The sequence below is a fragment of the Acinetobacter chinensis genome (genome assembly GCF_002165375.2).
Classification (GTDB): domain Bacteria; phylum Pseudomonadota; class Gammaproteobacteria; order Pseudomonadales; family Moraxellaceae; genus Acinetobacter; species Acinetobacter chinensis.
In genome coordinates this window covers 1,508,116-1,532,936 of the sequence record NZ_CP032134.1, presented here as the reverse complement: position 1 = coordinate 1,532,936, position 24,821 = coordinate 1,508,116, and the positions used below count along the sequence as shown (strand labels likewise).

23 protein-coding genes are annotated in these 24,821 nt (G+C 42.3%); 14 read left to right on the top strand and 9 right to left on the bottom strand.

The features are described from left to right. Positions 1 to 90 precede the first annotated feature (90 nt). Positions 91 to 1,068, top strand: coding sequence for a LysR substrate-binding domain-containing protein (locus tag CDG60_RS08055; protein ID WP_087511615.1), 978 nt, complete (start codon positions 91 to 93; stop codon positions 1,066 to 1,068). Positions 1,069 to 1,071: 3 nt separating this feature from the next. After that, positions 1,072 to 1,782, top strand: coding sequence for an SIR2 family NAD-dependent protein deacylase (locus CDG60_RS08050; protein ID WP_087511614.1), 711 nt, complete (start codon positions 1,072 to 1,074; stop codon positions 1,780 to 1,782). A gap of 63 nt (positions 1,783 to 1,845) precedes the next feature. Here the strand turns inward: CDG60_RS08050 and CDG60_RS08045 are convergent, their stop codons facing one another. Both CDG60_RS08045 and aspA read right to left on the bottom strand, forming a co-directional pair. Beyond that, entirely contained in the window at positions 1,846 to 2,748 is a 903-nt protein-coding gene (locus CDG60_RS08045; protein WP_087511613.1) for a DUF4349 domain-containing protein, read from the bottom strand. Positions 2,749 to 2,924: 176 nt separating this feature from the next. Next, positions 2,925 to 4,382 (bottom strand): aspartate ammonia-lyase, encoded by a 1,458-nt coding sequence (gene aspA / locus CDG60_RS08040; RefSeq protein WP_087511612.1) that lies wholly within the window; start codon positions 4,380 to 4,382, stop codon positions 2,925 to 2,927. A gap of 434 nt (positions 4,383 to 4,816) precedes the next feature. Here aspA and putP point away from each other — a divergent pair, with 434 nt between their 5' ends. Continuing rightward, a complete protein-coding gene (gene putP, locus CDG60_RS08035) occupies positions 4,817 to 6,322 on the top strand; it encodes a sodium/proline symporter PutP (RefSeq protein ID WP_087511611.1) in 1,506 nt (501 codons plus the stop codon). Positions 6,323 to 6,449: 127 nt separating this feature from the next. On the opposite strand, the gene CDG60_RS08030 is transcribed toward putP, so the two are convergent. Further along, positions 6,450 to 6,944, bottom strand: coding sequence for an Lrp/AsnC ligand binding domain-containing protein (locus tag CDG60_RS08030; protein ID WP_087511610.1), 495 nt, complete (start codon positions 6,942 to 6,944; stop codon positions 6,450 to 6,452). Positions 6,945 to 7,056: 112 nt separating this feature from the next. On the opposite strand from CDG60_RS08030, the gene putA reads away from it, so the two are divergent. The 6 genes from putA (at position 7,057) to CDG60_RS08000 (ending at position 15,277) form a co-directional block, all read left to right on the top strand. Next, positions 7,057 to 10,803 (top strand): trifunctional transcriptional regulator/proline dehydrogenase/L-glutamate gamma-semialdehyde dehydrogenase, encoded by a 3,747-nt coding sequence (gene putA / locus CDG60_RS08025; protein ID WP_087511609.1) that lies wholly within the window; start codon positions 7,057 to 7,059, stop codon positions 10,801 to 10,803. 242 nt (positions 10,804 to 11,045) lie between these two features. Next, entirely contained in the window at positions 11,046 to 12,128 is a 1,083-nt protein-coding gene (trmA, locus tag CDG60_RS08020; RefSeq protein ID WP_087511608.1) for a tRNA (uridine(54)-C5)-methyltransferase TrmA, read from the top strand. Between the two features lie 240 nt (positions 12,129 to 12,368). Beyond that, entirely contained in the window at positions 12,369 to 12,596 is a 228-nt protein-coding gene (locus tag CDG60_RS08015; protein WP_087511607.1) for a hypothetical protein, read from the top strand. Positions 12,597 to 12,756: 160 nt separating this feature from the next. Then, positions 12,757 to 14,001, top strand: coding sequence for a transporter (locus CDG60_RS08010; protein ID WP_087511724.1), 1,245 nt, complete (start codon positions 12,757 to 12,759; stop codon positions 13,999 to 14,001). Between the two features lie 255 nt (positions 14,002 to 14,256). Then, complete coding sequence (locus CDG60_RS08005) at positions 14,257 to 14,505, top strand: hypothetical protein (protein WP_087511606.1); 249 nt, start codon at positions 14,257 to 14,259, stop codon at positions 14,503 to 14,505. A 241-nt stretch (positions 14,506 to 14,746) separates the two neighbouring features. Then, positions 14,747 to 15,277 carry a lecithin retinol acyltransferase family protein gene (locus CDG60_RS08000; protein WP_087511605.1) on the top strand — a complete coding sequence of 177 codons (531 nt, stop codon included), beginning with the start codon at positions 14,747 to 14,749 and terminating at the stop codon, positions 15,275 to 15,277. 31 nt (positions 15,278 to 15,308) lie between these two features. Here CDG60_RS08000 and CDG60_RS07995 read toward each other — a convergent pair whose 3' ends face one another. Together CDG60_RS07995 and CDG60_RS07990 are read right to left on the bottom strand one after the other, a co-directional pair. Then, positions 15,309 to 15,758, bottom strand: coding sequence for an SRPBCC family protein (locus tag CDG60_RS07995; protein ID WP_087511604.1), 450 nt, complete (start codon positions 15,756 to 15,758; stop codon positions 15,309 to 15,311). 104 nt (positions 15,759 to 15,862) lie between these two features. Then, positions 15,863 to 16,912, bottom strand: a complete 1,050-nt coding sequence (locus CDG60_RS07990) for an aldo/keto reductase (protein WP_087511723.1) — start codon at positions 16,910 to 16,912, stop codon at positions 15,863 to 15,865. A 97-nt stretch (positions 16,913 to 17,009) separates the two neighbouring features. Between CDG60_RS07990 and CDG60_RS07985 the strand changes: the two genes are divergently transcribed. Next, positions 17,010 to 17,903 carry a LysR family transcriptional regulator gene (locus CDG60_RS07985; protein ID WP_087511603.1) on the top strand — a complete coding sequence of 298 codons (894 nt, stop codon included), beginning with the start codon at positions 17,010 to 17,012 and terminating at the stop codon, positions 17,901 to 17,903. Between the two features lie 33 nt (positions 17,904 to 17,936). On the opposite strand, the gene CDG60_RS07980 is transcribed toward CDG60_RS07985, so the two are convergent. Then, the gene (locus tag CDG60_RS07980; protein WP_087511722.1) at positions 17,937 to 18,257 is read right to left on the bottom strand and encodes a pyrimidine/purine nucleoside phosphorylase; all 321 of its coding nucleotides are present in this window, start codon (positions 18,255 to 18,257) and stop codon (positions 17,937 to 17,939) included. Positions 18,258 to 18,388: 131 nt separating this feature from the next. Continuing rightward, a complete protein-coding gene (locus tag CDG60_RS07975; protein ID WP_087511602.1) occupies positions 18,389 to 20,107 on the bottom strand; it encodes a glutamine--tRNA ligase/YqeY domain fusion protein in 1,719 nt (572 codons plus the stop codon). 168 nt (positions 20,108 to 20,275) lie between these two features. Here CDG60_RS07975 and CDG60_RS07970 point away from each other — a divergent pair, with 168 nt between their 5' ends. From CDG60_RS07970 to CDG60_RS07955, 4 genes are all read left to right on the top strand, one after another. Then, positions 20,276 to 20,785 carry a peptidylprolyl isomerase gene (locus CDG60_RS07970; protein WP_087511601.1) on the top strand — a complete coding sequence of 170 codons (510 nt, stop codon included), beginning with the start codon at positions 20,276 to 20,278 and terminating at the stop codon, positions 20,783 to 20,785. Between the two features lie 125 nt (positions 20,786 to 20,910). Continuing rightward, positions 20,911 to 21,642 (top strand): UDP-2,3-diacylglucosamine diphosphatase, encoded by a 732-nt coding sequence (locus tag CDG60_RS07965; protein ID WP_087511600.1) that lies wholly within the window; start codon positions 20,911 to 20,913, stop codon positions 21,640 to 21,642. Positions 21,643 to 21,792: 150 nt separating this feature from the next. Then, positions 21,793 to 22,446 (top strand): oxygen-insensitive NAD(P)H nitroreductase, encoded by a 654-nt coding sequence (gene nfsB, locus CDG60_RS07960; RefSeq protein ID WP_087511599.1) that lies wholly within the window; start codon positions 21,793 to 21,795, stop codon positions 22,444 to 22,446. Positions 22,447 to 22,554: 108 nt separating this feature from the next. Further along, positions 22,555 to 22,785 (top strand): hypothetical protein, encoded by a 231-nt coding sequence (locus tag CDG60_RS07955; protein ID WP_227542945.1) that lies wholly within the window; start codon positions 22,555 to 22,557, stop codon positions 22,783 to 22,785. Here CDG60_RS07955 and CDG60_RS07950 read toward each other — a convergent pair. Both CDG60_RS07950 and fba read right to left on the bottom strand, forming a co-directional pair. Then, positions 22,754 to 23,614, bottom strand: a complete 861-nt coding sequence (locus tag CDG60_RS07950; RefSeq protein WP_087511598.1) for an EamA family transporter — start codon at positions 23,612 to 23,614, stop codon at positions 22,754 to 22,756. The genes CDG60_RS07955 and CDG60_RS07950 overlap by 32 nt on opposite strands. Positions 23,615 to 23,705: 91 nt before the next feature. Next, positions 23,706 to 24,743 carry a class II fructose-bisphosphate aldolase gene (gene fba / locus CDG60_RS07945; protein WP_087511597.1) on the bottom strand — a complete coding sequence of 346 codons (1,038 nt, stop codon included), beginning with the start codon at positions 24,741 to 24,743 and terminating at the stop codon, positions 23,706 to 23,708. Positions 24,744 to 24,821: the final 78 nt, after the last annotated feature.

Genomic DNA, 24,821 nt, shown 5'->3' with positions numbered 1-24,821 from the left:
GAGTAGCTGAATTATTGATATGAAATCCACAATTGCTCTGCTAATCTTCATATGATCTTTTGAGATAGCATGTATAAAAGGACTCATGTCATGCGCCGTAATATTCCTTCACTGCAAAGCCTGATCTGCTTTGAGTCTGCTGCCCGTCACTCAAGCTATACACATGCTTCTTTAGAACTCTGCATTACACAGAGTGCAGTCTCCAGACAGATTCAGCAACTTGAAGATTTCCTGGGAATCAGCCTGTTTACCCGTACCCGTCACGGCGTTGAACTGACCTATGCAGGACAGCAATATGCAAAAAATGTCCGTCCTTATCTGACAGGTCTTGAAAAAATGACCTCCGATATGATTTCTCATAAAGGTCAGGGAGGAACACTGAAACTGGGCGTTGTTCCTACCTTCGCAACCCGCTGGCTGTTGCCCAGACTTCATCGTTTTAATGTCCGTCATCCTGAAATTACAGTTCACCTGGAAACCAGTACAAAACCGTTTTTATTTGATGATAATATTTTTGATGCTGCCATTTACACAGGGACTCAACAACAGATTGATCACTGGCCAGGAACACAGGCTCACTTTCTCATGCAGGAAGACCTGGTTGCAGTCTGTTCGCCTCAGCTGATTCAGCAACACTTTCCGGATGCAGTCATGAATGGTAACGGCAGTTTCAACCTGACGCCTTCAGAACTGATACATTTACCACTTTTACAGCAGACCACACGTCCTGCGATCTGGCAGGAATGGTTTCAGACACATCAGACTGAGCATCCCAGACCACATGATGGGCAACGTCATGAACTGTTTTCCATGCTCTCAGTCGCAGCCAGTCATGGGATGGGTATGGCGCTGATTCCACAGATGCTGATTGAACAGGAACTGACAACAGGTCAGCTTGTGATTGTATCTTCAGCGAAACTTCAGGGCAGCCGCTCTTATTATCTGGTTCACGCGGTACAGCAGTCTTCTCCTCTGATCCAGAAGTTTACAGCCTGGCTGAAGTCCGAATTACATCCATCCGATTCAGTCAATGATCTGACCGACTCTTGTTCCGCCTTAAAGGATTAAATCATGCAAAAACTTGTCGTATTTTCAGGTGCGGGAATGAGTGCTGAAAGTGGTATCAGTACGTTCCGTGACAGTAATGGCTTATGGGAAAATCACAATATTCATGATGTTGCCACCCCTGAAGCCTGGCAGAAAAATCCTGAGCTTGTTCAGCGTTTTTATAATGAAAGACGTAAAAATATTCTGACTGCAACACCCAATCCGGCACACAGGCTGATTGCTGAACTGGAAAAATATTTTGAAGTGCAGGTCATTACACAGAACATTGATGATCTGCATGAACGTGCCGGAAGTTCAGATGTGCTGCATCTGCATGGAAATATCAGGCTTGCCAAAAGCTCAGGTCCTACAGCTCAGTACACCACTGAATTTTATCCTGTTAAAGGTGACAGCCTGTTGCTGGATCAGAACTTTTGCAAAGATGGTTACCCACTTCGTCCACACGTTGTATGGTTTGGAGAAGCTGTTCCTGCATATGATGATGCACTTGAAATAATCCAGCAGGCAGATATTTTTATTGTGATCGGTACAAGCCTGGTCGTTTATCCTGTTGCAGGGCTGGTTCATGAAATACCGCCTGCATGTCAGGCATATTATATAGACCCTAAAGCAGATCAGCAGCAGATGCCCGCACAATACCAGTGTATTGCACAGACCGCTACTGAGGGCTTACAGGTACTGTTCTCAGAACTCTGCAAAACGCATAAAAACTGATGCTTACTGCTGCATGATTCCTGCTTTTCCATCAGTTACGAAAAAAGCAGGAATCACACCGTACTATTTAATTTTGCTCAGGAAAGGTTTCAGCACTCTGTACAGTACATATAAAATCAACACTATCAGATACAAAGGCCAGACTGTAATCAGAATCACCAGCAGATCCAGAACAAACTGCCAGCCATACTGAACACCATTCCATGCACGTTTCCAGAAACTGTCACCATTCAGTCTTGCAACAGCATCGACGTCTACATCTATTCTTTCTCTGACCGTTGAAGGCTGATTCACTATCAGGCTGATGGTACTGTAACGAACCCGATCCTGAACTTCCATCTGAGTCAGACGTGCAATTTCACTCAACTGCGAATTGCGCGTATCGGACGGAACACTCTGAGTCTGTGCAATTTTTTCTTCCAGCAGTTTCAGCTCATAGCGTTTTGCAGAATACTGCTGCTGATTGAGGAAGTACATCAGGGGCAACAGTTGATTGACAAAGCCTGCTGCCTTTTCGCTTGGCACTCTGACCACAATCTGAGCCACAGGATTTACTTTTTCAAATACTCTGATTTTTCCATCAGAAATACTTTGTGACTGTGTATCCAGCACCTGAAAATCAATATTCTTCTGCTCTACAAAACCACCAGCTTCATAGGTCAGTTTATCAATTGCCAGACCTGTTTTAATCACATCTGTTGCAGTAAAGTCCACACTCGCTTCACGCACCATACGACGTGCAGATTCAGCACTGTTAACCTGAGTATTCAGAATAACGTCAGGCTTCTGCTCAGTCTGTGGCGTTGTGTCAGGTTCATGCTGAGCTTTGGCTTCTGATTCCATACTCACAGCGCTGTCAGCCGCTACCGCTTCTGTCGATGCTTCAGCGGGAGCTTCTTCCATTTTTTTTGAACAGCCATTTAAAAGCAGGCTGCATAAAATAAGTGCTGATATTTTTTGATTCATGACATTTTCACTTTTTATTAAATTTAAAACATGTCTGTATATGGCTTGTTTTGATGTATTACTCAGACATCGACAAAATGATGGAAGAATAAAAATGAGTCAATATAAAAAAGGTAGCCAGCCTGTGCCTGCTACCTTTTTATAATGAATGTACCGCAACGAAATAATATTCAGATCTATCCTGCACGTTCAACTGACAGCACATCCCCACCTGGACGTTCAATTTCTGAAATCATATTTTCAAAAGAAAATATCTCATCCAGCTGAGCCTGAGTCAGTAAGTTCTGCTCCAGTACAACCTGCTGAATGGTTTTGTTCTGCTCTATACACAACTTACCGATTTCATCGCATTTAGCATGTCCAAGTAATGGATCAAGCAGGGTAATAATACCGACACTGCGCATTACAGCATTATAACAGGTCTGTGTATTTGCCTGAATTCCAGCAATACACTTGCTTTCGAGTGTATCCATGGCATGAGTCAACAGCTGAATGGATTCATTGATGGATACAGCAATGACCGGTTCCATCACATTTAACTGTAACTGCCCTGCTTCTGCCGCCATGGTCACGGTCAGATCATTTCCGATCACCTTAAAAGCAACCTGATTGACAACTTCCGGTATCACAGGATTGACTTTTGCCGGCATGATGGAAGAACCTGCCTGAAGCTCAGGTAAGCGGATTTCAGCCAGACCCGTCCGTGGACCTGAACTCAGTAAACGCAAGTCATTACATATTTTGGACAGCTTCACCGCCAGGCGTTTCAGCGTACTCGATAAAATAATGAAGACACCACAATCACTTGTGGCTTCAACATAATCCTCAGTTCCCTGCAAATCAAGCCCCGTAATTTCATGCAACACTTTAACCACTTCATGGGCATATCCTTCAGGTGAGTTTACCCCTGTACCAATTGCAGTCGCCCCCAGATTGATTTCAAGTAAAAGCTGACGGGTTCTGTCGATCAGTTTCAGATCTTCTTTGAGCAAAGTTGCAAAAGCACGAAACTCCTGTCCCATTGTCATCGGTACAGCATCCTGCAACTGTGTTCTTCCCATTTTCAGAACAGTCTGAAATTCGGTTGCTTTGGTATAAAAACTGTCAATCAGTTTTCTGAGCTGAACAAACAGATCATCCAGACTGTAATACGTTGCAAGTCTTAAAGCAGTTGGATATACATCATTGGTTGACTGTGATTTATTGACATGGTCATTCGGATGAATAACGCTGTACATTCCTTTCTCATAGCCCATCTGCTCAAGGGCAATATTTGCCAGCACCTCATTGGTATTCATATTAATGGAAGTACCCGCACCTCCCTGATAAACATCCAGAGGAAATGAGTCTCTCCAGCCCTCAGCACTCTGAATCAGTTCATCACAGGCACGCTGAATAGCCAGACTGATGTCCTCACTGATTTTAGAAAACTGAAGATTGGTCTGAGCCGAAGCTTTTTTTACCTGAGCAAGCGCACGTATAAAGTGCAGATTTTCTCCCACTTTCTGACCTGATATCTGAAAATTTTCCAGTGCCCGTAAAGTATGAATTCCATAATAACAATCTGAAGGTACTTCTTTCACACCCAGCAGGTCTTTTTCTATTCTTGTTTTAACCGTTTGAACCGTAGACACAATCTATACTCACCGTAATGCACTGAATCCGTGCACCATCATCATAGCTGTTTTATACAGAGCAACTACATGACAATTTATCATGTTTGGAAATGGTTTATTACGGTTTCAATACGCTCTGTTGCTTATGTAACTCTATGTAAATAAAGTTATGATTTCATCCATCATGTTTTTTATAATTCAGTAACTGCCCAGAACTGGCAGAATAAGTCAGGCACACTTTTTATGCGCTGGCGCAACGTTTTAATATCATGTTTTTATTCAATAAATTCTGATTGTATCTAAACGTACATTTAGATACACAAGATCATCATAAATTACTCTTAAATGTTACAGATGGTAATTTTATTTTTATGTTTGAATCAGCACCTTGCTGACAGTGCATAAAAATTAACCCTGGACAGGTTTATCCATAAGGACATAAGGATGGGCATATGAGTCAACTGAACCCCACATTAATCACTTTTATTTTCTATATCCTGGCAATGGTTGGTATTGGTTTATATGCCTATAAAGCAACCACTGACTTTTCCGACTACATTCTGGGCGGACGCAGTTTAGGGAGTGTCGTTACAGCCCTTTCCGCGGGCGCATCTGACATGAGTGGTTGGTTGCTCATGGGCTTACCTGGTGCAATTTACCTGGCAGGGTTATCTGAAGCCTGGATTGCCATTGGGCTAATTATTGGTGCCTGGCTGAACTGGCTGCTTGTTGCAGGTCGTTTGCGGGTACATACCGAAGTGCAGAATAATGCACTGACATTACCGGATTATTTCACCAGCCGTTTTGGTGACAGCAAAAAAATTCTGCGTATCATTTCAGCCATCGTTATTCTGGTTTTTTTCGCAATTTACTGTGCTTCAGGCATGGTTGCCGGTGCGCGTCTGTTCGAAAGCCTGTTTGGCTGGTCATATACAACAGCCTTATGGATCGGTGCTATAGCCACCATCAGTTATGTCTGTATCGGTGGCTTCCTGGCGATCAGCTGGACAGATACTTTTCAGGCAGGCTTAATGATTTTTGCCCTGCTGCTGACTCCAATCATGACGTATCTGGCACTGGGTGATAACAGCACTCACTTTGCAGGTCTGATTGAACAGGCCCGTCCACATGCCACCAATATGATTTCGGGTCTGAGTTTCCTTGCGATTATTTCATCCGCAGCATGGGGACTGGGTTATTTTGGACAGCCACACATTCTCGTCCGTTTTATGGCTGCTGACTCCGTCAAATCCATCCCTGCTGCCCGTAAAATTGGTATGAGCTGGATGATTCTCTGTCTGGGCGGTGCTGTAGGTACAGGTTTTATCGGTATTGCTTATTTCCAGCTGCATCCTGAGCTGGCTGCTGCTGTAACCCAGAACCCTGAAACCATTTTTATGGAACTGAATAAAATTTTATTCAATCCGTGGGTTGCTGGAATTATTCTTGCTGCAATTCTTGCGGCTGTCATGAGTACACTCAGCTGTCAGTTACTGGTTTGCTCAAGTGCGCTGACTGAAGATTTATACAAAGCATTCATCCGTAAAAATGCCTCTCAGAATGAGCTGGTATGGGTTGGACGTGTTATGGTACTGGCTATTTCTGTTCTGGCGATTGCGCTTGCCATGAACCCTGACAGTAAAGTTCTGGGTCTGGTTGCCTATGCCTGGGCAGGTTTTGGTGCTGCATTTGGACCATTGATTATTCTGTCTCTGTTCTGGAAACGCATGACGCTCAACGGTGCAATCATTGGTATGATCGTTGGTGCTGTAACTGTGATTCTCTGGAAAAACACGATGGCACATACAGGCTTATACGAAATTGTTCCTGGTTTTGTTCTATCTTTCATCAGTATCATTGTGGTGAGCCTGCTGGGCAAAGCGCCATCTGCTGAAGTAACTGAGCGTTTTGAAAAATCAGATGCACTGTATAAAAGTGAAATGGCAAAACTGAAATAAATCCTGACCACATTTTCAGTTCCACCATTCAAGTAAAGAGGGTTCATCCCTCTTTACTTTTTTGCAGATAAGTAGAAGCGAAATAACGAACCTCCTGCGTTCAAGCATTCCCACTCAGTTTAACCACTTATACCGCTTTGTTCTGATATTTCAGTTTGATCTGTGAGCTTTCCTTAATCACTTCCATAACAGGATAACTTCGGGTTTCTTTCACCCCTGGTAACTGCCACAGCACCTGCCCTGATATTTTCCTGAACTCTTCCATATTTGCACAGCGGATTTTTACAACAAAATCAAAGCCACCACTGATCATATGACACTCAACAATTTCAGGGTGCTGAAGAACTGCATCGCTGAATTCTTCAAGCACATTAGGCGTTGTTTTATCCAGCAGGATTTCAACAAAAACCACAAATGCAGCATTCAGCATTTCAGGGTTCAGGCGTGCTTCATACCCTGTAATGAACCCATCTTTAGACAGTTTCTGCACGCGAGCCAGTACAGCTGTAGCTGACAGATTCACCATTTCAGCAAGCCGTGTATTTGAAATGCGTCCATCTTTCTGAAGAATATCGAGAATTTTAATATCCGTTCGGTCAAGGCTAAGAATTGGGTTGCTCATCTGAATTATTCTCTAAATTTTAGGCATATTATAGTGAGATATTCGGCATTTATTCTGTAATGATTCATTAAATAAAGCTCCCCTAAAAAATCATCAGTCACAGGATGTTGGCATGAATACGATGAACACTGAAGCGCATTTCAGCGATAAAGAACTTACTTCTGAATATATTTCTGAATTCCGTGAAAAAAATGAATATGAAATTCAGATCAATACAGCATGGCGCCGTGCTGAGCCTGAATGCGTTGAAAACCTGCTAGAACACAGCCAGATTCCTGATGAACTGAATGACCAGATTCATAACACTGCATTTAACCTTGCTCACACCTTACGTGAACGGAAAAGCTCATCAGGTAAAGCGGGTATCGTACAGGGACTACTTCAGGAGTTTGCACTTTCCTCACAGGAAGGTATTGCTCTGATGTGCCTGGCAGAAGCGCTGCTTCGTATTCCAGATGCTGCAACCCGCGATCTGCTGATCAAAGACAAAATAAACCAGGGCAACTGGAAAGAACACATTGGTCAAAGCAGCCTGATGTTTGTCAATGCAGCAGCATGGGGACTCATGCTGACCGGCAAGCTGATGGAAACACCAAAACAGAACAGTCTGTCGGGTATGCTGACGTCTCTGCTCGCCCGCAGTGGTCGTGGTGTGATCCGTAAAGCTGTCGATGTTGCCATGCGTATGATGGGTGAACAGTTTGTAACAGGTGAAACCATTCAGGAGGCACTGAAACACGCTGAACCTCTTGAAGATAAAGGCTTTCGTTACTCCTACGACATGCTGGGTGAAGCTGCCCTGACTGAACATGATGCAGAACGCTATTATGAAGACTATACCAATGCCATTCATGCTATTGGCAAGGCTTCTGCTGAAAAAGATGTTTATGATGGTCCTGGTATTTCCATCAAATTATCTGCCTTGCACCCGCGTTATCAGCGTGCCCAGATCGGTCGTGTTCACAATGAACTTTATGGAAAAATTCTTCAGCTGGCACAGCTTGCAAAACAGTACAACATTGGTCTGAATATTGATGCCGAAGAGTCAGAGCGTCTGGAAATTTCACTGGAACTGCTGGAAAGACTCTGTTTTGAACCCTCACTGAATGACTGGAAAGGCATTGGCTTTGTGATTCAGGCTTATCAGAAACGCTGTTTTTACGTGGTCGATTATATTATTGACCTGGCAAAACGCAGTGAAAAAAGACTGATGATCCGCCTGGTCAAAGGCGCATACTGGGACAGTGAAATCAAAAAAGCCCAGATGGATGGCATGACTGATTATCCGGTATTTACCCGCAAGGTTCATACGGACCTGTCATACATTGCCTGTGCAAAAAAACTGCTTGCTGCTCCCGATCAGATTTATCCGCAGTTTGCGACGCATAATGCACAGACACTTGCCACGATTTATCAGCTTGCAGATCCTGCACAGTACTATACCGGTCAGTATGAATTTCAATGCCTGCATGGTATGGGCGAACCGCTTTATGAGCAGGTGGTCGGTAACCGAAGTGACAACAAACTGGGCGTTCCCTGCCGTATTTACGCACCTGTAGGTAACCATGAAACATTACTAGCTTACCTGGTCAGACGTTTACTTGAAAATGGTGCAAACACCTCATTCGTCAACCGTATTGCAGATAAAACCATAGAAATTGATGATCTGATTGAAAACCCTTACATTACCATCACTGAAACTGCACAGAAAGAACAGATCACTGGTCAGAAACACCCTGCCATTCCTCTACCTGTAGAGCTTTATGGTGATGTCCGTAAAAACTCAGCCGGTTTTGATCTTGCCAATGACCTGGATCTCAGTGTTCTGAATCAGACCGCTGTTCAGCTGGCACAGCACCAGTGGCATGCCACACCTATGGGCAAAAATCTGACTGTGACCGATGGTTCAACAGCCAATAAAATCCTCAATCCATCCAGTCATCAGGATGTTGTGGGCAGTGTTCAGGAAGCCACGGCGGAACAGGTCGATCAAGCCCTGGAAAATGCAGTACTTGCACAGCAGAACTGGTCTGAACTGAGTAAAAACAAACGCGCTGACTGCCTGCTTAAAGCCGCTGATCTGATGGAATCACGTCTTCAGGAACTGATGATCCTGCTCAGCCGTGAAAGTGGTAAAACCTATTCAAATGCAATTGCAGAAGTACGTGAAGCAGTAGACTTCCTGCGCTACTATGCAGCTCAGGTGATTGATCTGAGCGATGACTGTGTTCTTCAGCCATTAGGTACAGTACTGTGCATCAGTCCGTGGAATTTCCCGCTGGCTATTTTTACGGGTCAGATTGCTGCTGCCCTGGTTGCAGGAAACACAGTGATTGCTAAACCAGCTGAACAGACGCCCTTGATTGCCTCTGTTGCTGTCCAGATGTTATGGCAAGCCGGTGTTCCTGAAGATGTTATTCAGCTTCTGCCTGGTCGCGGTGAAACTGTAGGCGCACAGTTAAGTGCTGATGCCCGTATTCAAGGCATTATGTTTACAGGCTCGACTGAAGTTGCTGTGATTCTGAATAAAACCCTGGCAGCTCGTATCAGCGCGGATGGTCAGCCTGTGCCACTGATTGCTGAAACCGGTGGGCAGAACGCAATGATTGTTGATTCTTCTGCATTGACCGAACAGGTGATTCTGGATGCCGTCAGTTCAGCTTTTGACAGTGCCGGTCAGCGTTGTTCAGCTTTGCGTATTTTATGCGTTCAGGAAGACAATGCCGCCAGTGTCGTGAACATGCTCAAAGGTGCCATGCGTGAACTTCAGGTCGGTAACCCTGCGCTGTTGCAGACGGATATTGGTCCGGTCATTGACACCGATGCAAAGAACATTATTGAAGCACATATTCAGAAAATGAAAGACAAGGGCTATCCTGTTCACCAACTCATGATGGATCAGTCACAGGATCTCAGTCAGGGAACATTTATTGCTCCAACTTTAATTGAACTGCCTGATTTAAATGATCTGAAACGTGAAGTGTTCGGACCAGTGTTACATGTCATTACCTATAAGTATGGACAGCTGAACCAGCTGCTCGATCAGATCAACAGCAAAGGCTATGGTTTGACTATGGGGCTTCACACACGTATTGATGAGACGATCCATAGCGTTGTTTCCACAGCAGAAGTTGGAAACCTGTATATCAACAGAAATATTGTAGGTGCAGTGGTAGGCGTACAGCCTTTCGGTGGTGAGGGGCTTTCAGGCACAGGTCCAAAAGCTGGAGGTCCGTTATATCTGTACAGATTAATCAGACAATGTTCCGATAAAAAACTGCGTCAGCCATTTTCAGCTCAGGCACTGACTGAATACTCTGAAACTGAAACATTTATTCAGTTTAAACAATGGCTCAATACCCGTTTCAGCCAACTGAACATTACTCTGCCTGAGCCTGTATGCAGCCGACAGCAGTTCCTGCTGAAAGGTCCTACAGGTGAAAGTAATGAATATACCGTTCTGCCTCGTAAACATGTGCTCAGTCTTGCGACCTCCGAATCCGATCAGATCCAGCAATTACTGACTATCTTTTTAGTCGGCAGTCAGCCGGTTGTACTGGCGGAAAACCCCTTTGTTCAGAAATACCTGAAAAGCATGCCAAAAGAAGTATCGGACAGTTTTATCTTCATTAATGATGTCACTGAAGGTGAGTTTGATGCTGTACTTCATCATGGCACTGACGAGCAGTTACTGAAACTTCAGCAGCAGATGGCAAACCGAAACGGTCCTATTACAGGCATCAGTCACATGAAACCAGGCAATGCATTTATTCCTGCTGAACGCCTGCTGATTGAACGTGCCGTCAGTGTAAATACTGCAACAGCCGGTGGTAATGCCAGTCTGATGACACTGGACTGAAATCACAGCATGACTAAGCTTTTCCAGACACCTCTTTATCAGACTGACATCTCCCTTTCACTGTCAGTCTGATTTTTTATGTTCTGTATGTATCTGACTGCATTTAAAACTCTGCATCCCAGATTCACTGCTTCCTGCCTCAAAGCCACTATTTTTGCAGTTTTCAAATCAATAACTTTAGGCATATCCATCAAACTTTGTTACCATCCTTTCTTTCAGTGTGTTTGTGAAATTTTCGCTATATGACTTCATCCTATCAGCAGCAACTTAATGATAAAGTTGAACGTATTTCTGCCCAGTTTAACGAATTTAACCCTCCAGAACTGGAAGTATTTGAATCTCCAGCTTCCGGTTACCGCATGCGCGCTGAATTCCGCATATGGCACACTGAAAATGATATGTTTTATGCAATGTTTGAACGCAATGACGACCAGCAGAAACAGGTCGTTCGTGTAGATACATTTGATATTGCTGATCAGAGTATCAATGATTTAATGCCTGTCCTGCTGGATGCGCTGAAAACTACACCGCAGCTTTCAAACCGTCTTTTCGAAGCTGACTTTCTGGCAACCCTCAGCGGTGACATGCTGGTTACCCTGATTTATCATCGTAAGCTTGATGAAGAATGGGAAAAACATGCCCGCGCACTTGCTGAACGCCTGAATATTAAAATCTATGGTCGTAGCCGTGGACAGAAAGTAATTATAACGGACGACTACGTGGTCGAAAAACTGACTGTAAATGGTCAGCAATATGCTTATAAACAAATTGAAAGCAGTTTCACTCAGCCTAACGCAATCGTATGTCAGCACATGCTTGAATGGGCATGTAATGCAGTTCAGCCGACTACACGTGACCTGCTTGAACTGTATTGTGGTAATGGTAATTTCACATTACCGCTCTCTACACGGTTCAATAAAGTACTGGCAACAGAACTGGCAAAATCTTCGGTCTATGCCGCTCAGTGGAATATCGAAAAAAATGCGGTCAACAACATTCAGGTTGCCCGTCTTTCCGCTGAAGAATTTACTGAAGCATTCAATGGTGACCGAGAGTTCCGTCGCTTACAGGAAGCTGAAATTGATATTTCTGCATACGACTTTGAAACCGTTTTTGTCGATCCACCCCGTGCCGGTATTGATGCAGAAACACTGAAACTGTTACAGCGCTTTGAGAAAATTATCTATATTTCATGCAATCCAGACACGCTGTATGACAACCTGAAAACCCTGGCCCAGACACATAAAATTGTAAAATTTGCATTATTTGATCAATTTCCTTTTACACACCATGTTGAATCTGGTGTTTTACTGGAAAAGATTTAAACAAATTATTTCCAGTATTCAGTACATTTTAAAGAGCAGATTTTTCTGCTCTTTTTTTATTGGCTTTCAAATGAATGATTTATCTTCTTTTTAAACACATGCTTTTATAATACCGTTAAACCTGACAGTTACCATCGGAAAATATAAAGACTGAACGATGCTTTTATCACTCATACGGACTTGCATTATTTACAGGAATGGTTATATTTCGATCTATGTTAGGTTGCAAATGAAGGCTCTATGAGTTTTTGGCAAAAGCTGTTTTCTGCGAATCAACAGCTGAACGAGCATAAAAATCAAATTGCTTGTGTTGAAAATGATTGCTCCTGTAAAACTGATGATCAGCTTCTGGATTTACTTGTTAAAGAAACAGATGAAGACATCGTTGCAGGAATTAAAAAGGTTTTACTTTCCAGAGGGTATAGCCGTAAAGAGTTAAACGAACTTAAACATTTTCCTATGCAGTAGGAAAGAAAAAAGCATTCAGGAGACTGAGTGCTTTTTTAATGTCTGAACATCACCATTCATCTAAATCCCCTTCCGATTAAAATATGAAAATGCTTTACTGTATCTGAATACAACTCTAATAAATGCTCCTATAAAAAGTAAGAAAATGACGGGGAAAAATATGAAATATCATGCTCCACTCCTGATGGTTTTCTGTAGTGTTTTCACAGCCCACAGTTTTGCTGCCGCCATGGATCAATCCGGTCAGTCCATACTGCCTTTTCTGGAAAACGGTCACTATTTTGAAGCTTCAATATCTGCTGCTGACCCTGAAGTTTCTGGACGAACGCTTGATACACGTCCTGATTACGTTATTCCAGGCGTCACTGACTATTCAACAGATGATATTGCACAAAGTTTTCAGTATTACAGCGCGGCACTGAAACTGCAGCTTACACCCCTGTTGTCTTTTGGGATTTTATATGACCAGCCTTTTGGTGCTGATATACGCTATAAAGTCAAAGAAAACGGCAGTTTTTCCGATCCTGTCATTTCCAGTGAAGGGACGATAGCCAATGTGGATACTGAAAATCTGGCGATGCTTTTTGGTATTCAACCCACCAGAAATTTAAGTCTTTTTGCAGGTCCAGTCTACGAAACAGTGAAAGGTGAAGTTTCACTTCGCGGTCTGGTCTATCTGGATTTTAATGGTTATGACGCTCAGTTCAGTAAGGACAGCAGTCCTGGATGGCTTGCAGGTTTCGCATGGCAAATTCCAGATATCGCTTTAAAAGCCGCAGTAACATACCGTTCTGAAATCAAACATGAACTGGAAGCGACTGAAAGTATATTCGGCACACCGCTTGTATTTACAGATGAAAGTAAAACAAAAATCACTACACCACAGTCTGTCAATATCGATTTCCAGACCGGTGTTGCCGCTGATACGCTTTTATACAGCAACATCCGCTGGGTCAACTGGAAAGATTTTTCCATCCGTCCTGTGCAGTTTGGTGCAATGTCTGAAATGGCAACCACACTGATCAGTGGAGGGCTGTATACAGGTGGTTTCAATCTGGATGACTACAATAAAGACCAGTGGTCAGCCACTTTAGGGCTTGCCAGACAGTGGAACAGACAATGGGCAACTGCAATTGATGCAGGCTGGGACTCAGGTACCGGTGAACCTGCATCCATTTTAAATCCAACCAAAGGCTACTGGAGTGCAGGTCTGTCTTTTCAGTTTAATCCTGAACCCAGTTATTTCATCGCCGCCGGTGTAAAATATTATTGGCTGGGCGACACTGAATCTCAGGATGGAACCTACTATCTTCCTCTGCCAGGCGCAGCTGAAACTGCCCGGGTCGGTGATTTCGAAAATAACAATGCCATTGGTTACGGTTTAAAAATTGGCTACCATTTTTAACAGTTTAGCCGCCAGTATTTGAACCAGAAGCGGTTCAGCATTTTTTTCCGCTTCTGGCTCCACATATGTATTCAGTTTTACTCATTCCGAACTTTTAATATATCTAAACAAAATTAGCTGTTATTTCATAGCTTTAATTTTATTCAAATGATGATCCCGCATGAACTGCCTAGATTTTAATTAAAACGCATTCTTTCTCTGTTATCATTCTCAGCTCAAAACAAAATTATTTAAATTAAAATAAAGGTTTAATTCATGAGAACTATCAAAATTCTGAGTCTGATCACCGTCATACTAAGCCTGAATGCCTGCAGTAAAATTCCTGAAGAATGTGCAGATTCCTGGTCAAAAATGGAAAAACTTTCCAGACAGATGGGGCTGACAGATGAACAGATCAAAAGTCAGAAATCAAAATTTGAACATGAAATTAAACAGATGGATAAAGCCCAGGCCACTGAAATGTGTAAGTCACAAAGTACTTTACTGGGCGTGGTCGGTCAGTAAACCACCATTTTTATTCTCTGTTCAGAACCGGAAGAACACTCCTGTTTTTCCAGGGATAATCCAACATATCTACAGCTCTGCCCTGTTCAGTATTCAGCGTTGAACAGGGCTTCATATCAGCAGACTGATAAATCTGGTCACAATCGGAATAGCTGAAAATGTGACTTCAATTGGCTTATTTAACTTTAAGGCGTTAGAATAGATATAAAATACACTTGTTAGTTATTGGTCAAACGTCACAATGCAGCAGCAGAAAATACGGTTTCCTCTAGGCTCACATCTGATCGTCAAACACTTTGGATATTCACATCATGGTATCTATGTCGGACGTGGTCGTATCATTCACTATTCGGGTTTTGCACATCTGTTCAAAAAACGCCCCATCGAAATAACGTCTTTAGAAAAATTCAGTTATGGCAAAAACATCACGGTTCAGACCTACCATAATCCACGGTATTCTGGACGTAAAGTTGTGCGCCGTATGCGTTCCCGGATGAATGAAAACAACTATCATCTGATTGTAAACAACTGTGAACACCTATGTACCTGGGCAATTACAGGTGTTGAAAGCAGCCCACAGGTCATTCGTATGATGAACAGACTGACGACCATTGGTTATGTCAGCTCTATCATGAGTTATATGAACAGTATGCTGCTGACCATTACAACAACCAGTTTTGCACTGGTTCTGTACATCAAGAAAAAACTCAGGGATAAATCACGGACTCAGATGGCTGATGTTTTCCTTGAGAAAAAACAGCATAAAAACTGAATATTCAGTATTTACACTGTATTTCTTCATTTCATGCTTTAAAGGGTGGAAATTTATCTTCTACAAGGCTCAGCTGAATGCCCTGCTCAAGCCATGCCTTGGCTCCATCTACAACTGTTGTAAAACCGCCAGTACTGTCAATAATAAATGAAATAAGTTCCGCCCCCTGTAAAGGAATATCATAGTTTCTTATTTTTAAATAAGTCTGATTTTCAGATACTTTTTCAAATATAAAATCCACCGTCGTTTTAGGTGCACCCCATTTAATCTGAATCCGCTTATCAGTGACCACTTCAAGCACTTCAACCTGAGCTGTAAACTGGTACTTCTGCCATGTCCATTCAACCGTTGTTCCTTGCTCAAGTCTGCCCGTTGCAGAACTGAACCAGAATTTTGCTGTAATGGATGGATCAATAAACGCCTGAAAAACCTCTGTAACCGGCTTGCGGATCAGCATCTGAACTTCAATGGTTGGGTTCATAACAGTGCCCCTCGAATTGATCTTTTATGATTGTATTTAAATACAGATACCACAACTTTACAGATTGAGGCTATCTGTAAAGTGTGAGCAATTTTTAATTTTTCTTATAGCGTATACTGAGAATCCACCACAGATCTGAAGCGCTCTGAAAACTGCCCATTCCAGTAGGGATAACAGGGGTAAGGCGGATAAACTGCACTGACATCATTCAGTCTCTGAATCTGATCTGGACTGAGAACCAGCTGGCTGGACTGTAAGTTTTCAGCTAACTGCTGCTGATTCCTGGCACCAATCAATACCGTTGATACCGTTGGTCGCTGCAATAACCAGTTCAAAGCAATCTGAGGAATACTGTGTCCGGTTTCCTGTGAAATCTGCTGTAAAACATCAATCACCTGGTACAGATATTCTTCATTCACAGGCGGAGCAAACTGCGCAGTTTCATGTAAGCGGCTGTTTTCCGGTAATGAATGATTTCGGTCAAACCGACCCGTCAAACGCCCCCATCCTAAAGGACTCCATACAATGCCACCAATATTCTGATCATGATTCAGCTGCATCAACTCCCACTCATAATCCCGCCCAATTAAAGAATAATAAACCTGATGTGCAATAAATTTTTCATAGCCATAACGCTCAGCAACAGACTGAGCTTTCATCAGCTGCCATCCAGAGAAATTCGATGCCCCAATGTAGCGGACTTTACCACTCTGAATCAGGTGATCCAGTGATTTCATCAACTGTTCGGGTGCTGTAAAACTGTCAGACTGGTGCAATTGTAAAACGTCAATATAATCGGTATTTAAACGCTTCAAAGACTGCTCTACAGCATAAATAAGGTAATTACGTGAATAGCCCACATGATTGATCTGTTCACCCGTGCGAATGCCCACTTTGGTTGAAATAATGACATTCTGACGCTGCTGCAACAAAGCTTTACCGAGCATACGTTCAGACTCTCCATCTGAATAGACATCGGCAGTATCAAAAAAATTAATTCCAGCATCCATACATGATGCAATCATCTGGCTGGCTTCGGTCTGCCCCGCCTGCCCCCATGCAGAAAAAATCTGTCCTTTCCCACCAAAAGTGCCTGCACCAAAACCAAGCTCTGAAACGCGTAAACCAGAATTTCCTAGAAAGTTATATTTCATGATCTTCACTCGCAAATAAATATGATCACAAAATAACAATTTTGTTTTGTCTGAAAAATCAGGACAATCAAAAAACATTTTTTCGATTTTATGGATAATGAATACTGAAGATTTCCATTTTTTTCTGCGTGTTGCAGAGTCAGGCTCTATCACTCAGGCAGCAAAAGAAGAAAATATTGCGGTGTCGGTTGCCAGTCAACGGATTCAACGCCTTGAAAATCAATTAAAACTCAGGCTCTTTTACAGAACAACAAGACGTTTAAGTTTAACTGAAGAAGCAAGAGTCCTGATTGAGCAAGGACGACCCTTGCTTGATGGTTTTCACGCATTGACAGAAAACTTACAGCAGAACCATCCGATTTTATCAGGCACAATTCATATGACTGCCTCGGCCACCTTTGGTGCTCATATTCTTGTGCAGATTATTGCAGAGTTTTTAAAACTGCACCCTGAGCTTAAAATCAATTTAGATATGAATGATCAGAACGTCGATCTCGTTGCACATGGGCTTGATCTTGCGATACGCATTGGAAAACTGAAAGATTCTTCTTTGATTGCCAGACCTTTGTGTATAAACAGGCGCTTGCTGTGTGCGTCCTCTGAATATCTTCAGAAATATGGTCATCCAACGTCCCTGCAGGATTTAAAACAACACCGCTGTATTATTCAACGCCATCAACAGGGCATCAGTAATACATGGCATTTTGTAGATCAAGCAGGACGGAATACTGCTATTGAGCTTGAAGGAAATTTCATTACCAATTCAGGTGAAGGAATCCGTCAGGCATCGCTGGCAGGTCTTGGAATATCAAACCATTCTTTGTGGCATGTACAGCAGGATTTAAAGGATGGGAAACTTGTTCAGGTGTTACCTGATTTTACGGTTGAACCTACTGCTGTTTATGCTGTGACACCTGATAAAAAGTTTGTATCCAGCAAGGTAAAAGTACTGATCGAATTCTTACAGCATCATTTTCAGCAATCATTATAGGTTTTATCTGACACATCCCTATAAAACTGAGATTCAGAGCTCCAAATGACAGATATAATCAACAACCTCACTCGACTGCATACTGAAACGACAGTTTTCAGGAATATTCAGAATCTCACCTTCAACCAGGGTTTTAAATTCACCATCACCAACTCTGATCAGACATTTTCCTGAAATAATTTCAATACGCTCAGGTACATGGGTTTCAAAAGTCAGCGGTTTTTCAGTTGGCAGTAACACTCCCAGTGTTTTCTTTGAACCATCTTTAAATTCAACCAGATAACTGATGGAACGACCATTAAAATGAATATTTGGCTTTTTATGAATGGATACAGAATCAAGTTGCTGTGACATTATTACATCCCTGCTGTCATTCTGTTTTCCAGTATATCTGTTTTTATAAAAAGGAAGCATGACAGTTTGAAAAAATTTATTTCAGCCTGAAAATAAAAAACCCAGCCTAAGCTGGGTTTTTTAATGACATATTACTTACCAGGTTTAAAGCTGTCTCTTAAATCCAGAATGCGGTTAAACACAGGTTTTTCACTTGTGTGATCATACTGGTCAGCAACAAAATAGCCTTCACGTTCAAACTGGAAGCGATCTTCAGGTTTTGCATCTGCTAAAGCAGGTTCAATAATTGCCTGAACTACCTGTAAAGAATCCGGATTCAGATTTGCCAGGAAGTCATCGCCCACTTCTGGATCAGACTCAGTAAACAGACGGTCATAAATACGGACTTCAGCAGGAATACCTTTAGTCGCAGAAACCCAGTGAATGACACCTTTCACTTTACGACCTTCAGGGTTCTTACCTAAAGTTTCAGGGTCAATTGAACATTTCAGTTCAACCACTTCACCGTTTGCATCCTTAATCACTTCATCGCACTTGATCACGTAAGCATGGCGTAAACGTACTTCGCCCTCAGGGATCAAACGCTTAAAGCCTTTCGGTGGCACTTCTTCAAAGTCTTTACGGTCAATATAAATCTCAGAAGTCAAAGGAATAATACGATCGCCCATATCCACGTTTGGATGACGTGCATGCAGCATATCCATAGCTTCAGGTAAATTCGTCAACGTCACTTTTAATGGATTCAGTACAGCCATACCACGCGCTGCGGTATTTTCCAAAGACTGGCGGATACAGAACTCAAGCATTGCCACATCAACAATACCGTCTGTTTTGGAGACACCGACACGTTTACAGAAATCACGTAAACCTTCAGGCGTGAAACCACGACGACGCATACCAACCACTGTTGGCATACGTGGGTCATCCCAGCCATTCACATGATTGCCTTCAACCAGTTTACGCAATTTACGTTTAGAGGTAATGGTGTAATCAATATTCAGACGGCTGGATTCATACTGATGCGGTACTGATGGTGATTTAACCTTTTGCACAACCCAGTCATAAAATGGACGGTGATCCTGAAATTCCAGAGTACATAAAGAATGCGTAATGCCTTCGATTGCATCAGACAATGGATGAGCATAGTCATACATTGGATACATTTTCCATTTATCGCCAGTCTGATGATGTTCTGAATGCAGAACACGGTACAGAATTGGGTCACGCATGTGTACGTTAGGTGAAGTCATATCAATTCTGGCACGCAGAACCGCCTGACCTTCACCAAGTTCACCATTATTCATCTGTGCAAAACGGGCAAGGTTTTCTTCAATGGATGCATCACGGTATGGAGAGTTTTTACCTGGTTCCACAAAGTTACCGCGGTTCAGCTTAATTTCTTCAGGAGACTGTAGATCGACATAAGCATCGCCCTGTTCAATCAGCTGAATTGCCCAGGTATGTAACTGATCAAAATAGCTCGATGCATAACGTGGCACACCATCCCATTCAAAACCCAGCCATTTCACATCATTAGCAATACCATCCACATATTCCTGCTCTTCAGCATCAGGGTTGGTATCATCAAAACGCAGGTTACATAAACCTTTATATTCATTTGCAATACCAAAGTTCAGGCAGATTGCCTTTACATGACCAATATGCAGATAACCGTTCGGTTCTGGTGGGAAACGTGTTACAACAGACTGCACACGACCTTCTGCAAGATCGTCGGTAATCACCTGACGGATAAAGTCCAAGCCTGCCTGTTGTTCCTGCTGCACAGCATCGACCGATGTACTGGTTGTCGGGTTTTTTGGCAGGTCTGAAACAACATCATTTGGCTTCATGGTAGTAAAATCACTTCTATTGAATAAAAATCAGGAGAATAAAAATACGCTTTATACTTTTTTAACAAAAGTTTTTCGTATTTTTGCTTGCTATGTAGTTTACAGTTTGCTTATGCTTCTCTCAACCAAAAACCCATGGCTTTTTTGTCATGATCAGGAGATTACACAATGAGTTTTCCTCAAGTCGAATTAAACACCAATAAAGGGCGTATTGTTCTTGAACTGAATTCTGAAAAAGCACCTAAAACTGTTGCTAACTTTTTAGAATATGTTCGTGATGGTTTTTATGATGGCGTTATCTTCCACCGTGTGATTGATGGCTTCATGATCCAGGGCGGCGGCATGGACGAAAACTTCAAAGAAAAAGCAACACGTGATTCTATTGAAAACGAAGCAGACAACGGCTTAAGCAATGACGAAGGTACGATTGCAATGGCTCGTACACAAGCACCTCACTCTGCTTCTGCTCAGTTCTTCATTAACGTGAAAAACAACTCTTTCCTTAACCACACTGGTAAAACAGCACAAGGCTGGGGTTATGCAGTATTTGGTAAAGTGACTGAAGGTCTGGATATCGTTGAAGCAATCAAAGGTGTTCGCACTGGTAACCGTGGTTATCACGCTGATGTTCCTTTAGAAAATGTTGTCATCGAATCTGCTAAGATTATTTCTGAATAATTTTTAAATCCTCCCCAACCCTCCTTTAATAAAGGAGGGAGTAAAAGCCCAAATATAAATGGGTGGAAAGTCCCTCTTTCTCAAAGAGGGATTTAGGGAGATTCTAAAACAGGTAAATTAAAATTGTGACCCATCTGTTTATCGCCGATTTACATTTGTCACCTGATCACCCTCGACTCATTCGGGGGTTTTTAGCTTTATTGGAACAATATCAGAACAACCATGCCACAAAACCAACTCAGCTCTATATTTTAGGCGACTGGTTTAACGCCTGGATCGGAGATGACTACTCTGCACCATGGCTGGATGAAACAGTCAGTGCACTGAAACAGTTCACTGATGCAGGCAATCAGATTTTCTTTTTAGTGGGTAATCGTGATTTTGCCTTAGGTCAAAAATTCCTCAATCTATTCAATGGCAAACTCCTCCCTGATGTTTATACCTTAAACATTGGAAATAAAAAATTCAGAGTTGAACACGGCGATGCCCTGTGTACCGATGATGTGTCATATCAACGTTTCAAAAAAATCATCCGTAATCCCTTTATACTGGGTATTTTAAAAAGTACCCCGCTCAGTTTTAGACAAAAATTGGCTAATGGATTCCGTAAAAAAAGCCGTGAAGCCAGTCAGAGCAAAAGCTATACCATTATGGATGTCAATGAACAGGCAGTGGAAAATGCCTTATCTGATGTGGATGTACTGATTCACGGACATACACACCGCCCTGAAATTCATGATGTCAATGGTAAACCACGAATTGTATTGGGCGACTGGCGTGAACGTAGCTCCGAAGCAATGATCCTCGAAGTGGATGATAGAGCTCAATGCCACTTCTTTAAATGGCCTATTCACTGATCACACAAATCTGATTATCCGTCATGATCTGGATACAGTTACCTGATTCAAAAAAACGACCATTTTCATGTTTATTTACGTTTACTGGATTCACATTTTGTTTTTTAAGAATATAATAAATCGAAAATATTCGATATAAGAGTCACAGATATGGATTCGTTAAACGCTTCAAAATCAAGATATGCCACGAAAGCTTATAACCCTGAGAAAAAAATTCCTCAGGAACAGTTTGATCGCTTACTCGAAATCTTACGGCTTGCACCTTCTTCCATCAATATTCAACCATGGCATTTTTTTATTGCCGACAATCAGGCAGCAAAAGAACGTATTGCTAAAGCACTGGTCGGCAAATATGCCTACAATGCTCCCAAAGTCATGGATTCTTCGCACACCATTCTGTTCTGTACCCTTGAAGATATTACAGAGCAGCATCTTGAAGACCTGTTGAATCAGGATGATGTCAGCGGACGCTTTAAAGATGAAAAAGCAAAACAGGGACAGAAAGACACCCGCACAGGCTATATTGACTTTTATCGCAATGAAAAAGGCGATATTCAGCGCTGGGCTGAAAATCAGACCTTCATTGCACTGGGGCATTTACTGTATGCAGCGGGTCTTGAAGGCGTTGACGCAACTCCAATCGGTGGTTTTGATGAAGCAATCATCAGTGAAGAATTAGGACTGGCTGAGAAAGGACTCATTCCTTCTGTTATCATGACTTTAGGTTATCGCAGTGAAAGTGATTTCAACGCAAAACTTCCAAAATCACGTTTAAACAGCAAAGAAATCTTTACCAAGCTCTAATTTATAAATAAAACCGACGAAAGGGGTTAAAAACCCCTTTTTATGTCATTTTGGGACTTATTTAATGACAGAAAATCAGGTATATTTGCGCAAATTTTAAACGGTGCAATGACCATGCCTACTGTATCCAATATGCCTATTAAATTTGAATGCCATCACTGCCAAAAAATCTACATGCAGAAATATTCAGCTGAGGCGCTGGTCAATTATCCGCACTGCCCTGATTGTGATACCGCAGGTATGCTGCTGGGTTCGGTTGAAACTGAAGATATTTTAAAACACCCAGTGACTTTTATTAAATCATTTTTTAACCTGCCATTGCTGAAGCAAGGCACATAACACCCACAATTCCCATAATAAGACCTGCCACTGTTGCAGGTTTTATTTTCTCTTTAAAAAGCAGCATTCCACTGAGTACACCTAAAAGTACAACCAGAATATTCATACCTGCAAATACAACTGCAGGACTGTCTTTTAACAGCATATGCGCTTTTACATACAGTGCAATATTGGCAATATTCAGCACTCCAAGCAACAGACCTGCACTGATATTTTTAACGGAAGGCCATGTTTTCTGAACAAGAAAAGCATGCATTAAGGTTATAAAAAAAGCACAGACAAACATCAGATTCAACACCACGCTGAACTGCAATCCCAGACCGGTTGTATATTTAAGTAATACATCAATCAGTGCATACCCCGCCCAGACCAGGATCAGATAAAGAATCCCCCACTTATTTCTGGAAGCTGCTCCATCACCTTTCTGCGCATATAAAATACAGACCACAGCCATAAAGCCCAGTACAATCCCAATGATTTTAAGAGTACTGAACTGTTCATTGAAAATTAACCAGGCCGCACAAAGAGACAATACAACTGAAAGTCGCTGCGCTATTTCTGTTTTTAAAATACCTGCCGTCTGTAGTGCTTTTGAAAGACATACAAAAATAGTCGGCAGCAATATACCCAGACTGATGATCAGCCACCAGGGAGTCTGTTTCACTGAAACATGAATCAGATCAGGCTTGAACCATAGATAGCAAAGCACCGAAGCAGATGCATAATTCCAGGTGATCATCTGAATGATACTGAATCCACGGGTACTGCATATTTTGATCAGTACAGAAACCACTACGCTGCAAAGTGCAGCAGCAAAAATCAGTTCCATGAGCCACTCTTATCCATTTTTTGGTTTATTTTCCAGATATAGAAAAGCCCACAATAAAGTGGGCTTTCTTTTATAAATCATTCAATATGAATTATTTATAACGATCAACCATTTTCTCTAAAGAAACTGGACGGATCTTGTCTGCATGACCCGCTGTACCGAACTGTGTATAACGGTCAACACAGATCTGTTTCATTGCATCAACGGTTTTAGCAAAGAATTTACGTGGATCAAATTCGCTTGGCTGTTCTGCCATCATACGACGCATCGCACCGGTAGATGCTAAACGTAAATCTGTATCAATGTTGATTTTACGAACACCGTGTTTGATCGCTTCAACCAGCTGTTCAACAGGAACACCATAAGTTTCTTTGATGTCGCCGCCGTACTGGTTAATGATTGCAAGCCATTCCTGAGGAACAGAGCTTGAACCGTGCATAACAAGATGTGTATTCGGAAGTGCCGCATGGATTTCTTTAATGCGGTCAATCGCTAAAATATCACCTGTAGGTGGACGTGTGAACTTGTACGCACCGTGTGAAGTACCTACTGCAATTGCCAAAGCATCTACATTGGTGTCTTTTACAAACTGAGTTGCTTCTTCAACAGAGGTCAGCAGCTGAGAATGGTCCAGAACGCCTTCAGCGCCTACGCCATCTTCTTCACCAGCCATACCAGTTTCAAGACTGCCTAAACAGCCGATTTCACCTTCAACAGAAACACCACATGCATGCGCCATCTGAACTGTACGACGAGTCACATCAACGTTATATTCATAAGTCGTTGGTGTTTTACCGTCTGCACCTAATGAACCATCCATCATTACAGATGAAAAGCCCAACTGGATAGAACGCTGACATACGTCTGGGTCTGTACCATGATCCTGGTGCATTACCACAGGAATGTGTGGCCATTCTTCAATTGCAGCTAAAATTAAATGACGAAGGAATGGTGCACCTGCATACTTACGTGCGCCTGCCGAAGCCTGCACAATTACAGGTGAATTGGTTTCGTCTGCGGCTAACATAATTGCGCGCATTTGTTCTAAATTGTTTACGTTAAACGCTGGAACGCCGTAATTGTATTCACCGGCATGATCCAAGAGCTGGCGCAATGAAATAAGAGCCATAATATCCTCCCAGGTAATGCCCCATATTCTACATGCCTAATTATTTCAATTCAGCAACAATATGTAGTATTTCAAAAA

Coding starts and splice junctions, on each gene's coding strand:
- CDG60_RS07985 (WP_087511603.1), top strand. CDS start 17,010: ATGAATACTGAAGATTTCCATTTTTTTCTGCGTGTTGCAGAGTCAGGC.
- CDG60_RS07980 (WP_087511722.1), bottom strand. CDS start 18,257: ATGTCACAGCAACTTGATTCTGTATCCATTCATAAAAAGCCAAATATT.
- CDG60_RS08050 (WP_087511614.1), top strand. CDS start 1,072: ATGCAAAAACTTGTCGTATTTTCAGGTGCGGGAATGAGTGCTGAAAGT.
- CDG60_RS07990 (WP_087511723.1), bottom strand. CDS start 16,912: ATGAAATATAACTTTCTAGGAAATTCTGGTTTACGCGTTTCAGAGCTT.
- putA (WP_087511609.1), top strand. CDS start 7,057: ATGAATACGATGAACACTGAAGCGCATTTCAGCGATAAAGAACTTACT.
- CDG60_RS08010 (WP_087511724.1), top strand. CDS start 12,757: ATGAAATATCATGCTCCACTCCTGATGGTTTTCTGTAGTGTTTTCACA.
- fba (WP_087511597.1), bottom strand. CDS start 24,743: ATGGCTCTTATTTCATTGCGCCAGCTCTTGGATCATGCCGGTGAATAC.
- CDG60_RS07955 (WP_227542945.1), top strand. CDS start 22,555: ATGACCATGCCTACTGTATCCAATATGCCTATTAAATTTGAATGCCAT.
- CDG60_RS07975 (WP_087511602.1), bottom strand. CDS start 20,107: ATGAAGCCAAATGATGTTGTTTCAGACCTGCCAAAAAACCCGACAACC.
- CDG60_RS08015 (WP_087511607.1), top strand. CDS start 12,369: ATGAGTTTTTGGCAAAAGCTGTTTTCTGCGAATCAACAGCTGAACGAG.
- putP (WP_087511611.1), top strand. CDS start 4,817: ATGAGTCAACTGAACCCCACATTAATCACTTTTATTTTCTATATCCTG.
- CDG60_RS08000 (WP_087511605.1), top strand. CDS start 14,747: ATGCAGCAGCAGAAAATACGGTTTCCTCTAGGCTCACATCTGATCGTC.
- nfsB (WP_087511599.1), top strand. CDS start 21,793: ATGGATTCGTTAAACGCTTCAAAATCAAGATATGCCACGAAAGCTTAT.
- CDG60_RS08005 (WP_087511606.1), top strand. CDS start 14,257: ATGAGAACTATCAAAATTCTGAGTCTGATCACCGTCATACTAAGCCTG.
- CDG60_RS08055 (WP_087511615.1), top strand. CDS start 91: ATGCGCCGTAATATTCCTTCACTGCAAAGCCTGATCTGCTTTGAGTCT.
- CDG60_RS07970 (WP_087511601.1), top strand. CDS start 20,276: ATGAGTTTTCCTCAAGTCGAATTAAACACCAATAAAGGGCGTATTGTT.
- CDG60_RS08045 (WP_087511613.1), bottom strand. CDS start 2,748: ATGAATCAAAAAATATCAGCACTTATTTTATGCAGCCTGCTTTTAAAT.
- trmA (WP_087511608.1), top strand. CDS start 11,046: ATGACTTCATCCTATCAGCAGCAACTTAATGATAAAGTTGAACGTATT.
- CDG60_RS08030 (WP_087511610.1), bottom strand. CDS start 6,944: ATGAGCAACCCAATTCTTAGCCTTGACCGAACGGATATTAAAATTCTC.
- CDG60_RS07950 (WP_087511598.1), bottom strand. CDS start 23,614: ATGGAACTGATTTTTGCTGCTGCACTTTGCAGCGTAGTGGTTTCTGTA.
- CDG60_RS07995 (WP_087511604.1), bottom strand. CDS start 15,758: ATGAACCCAACCATTGAAGTTCAGATGCTGATCCGCAAGCCGGTTACA.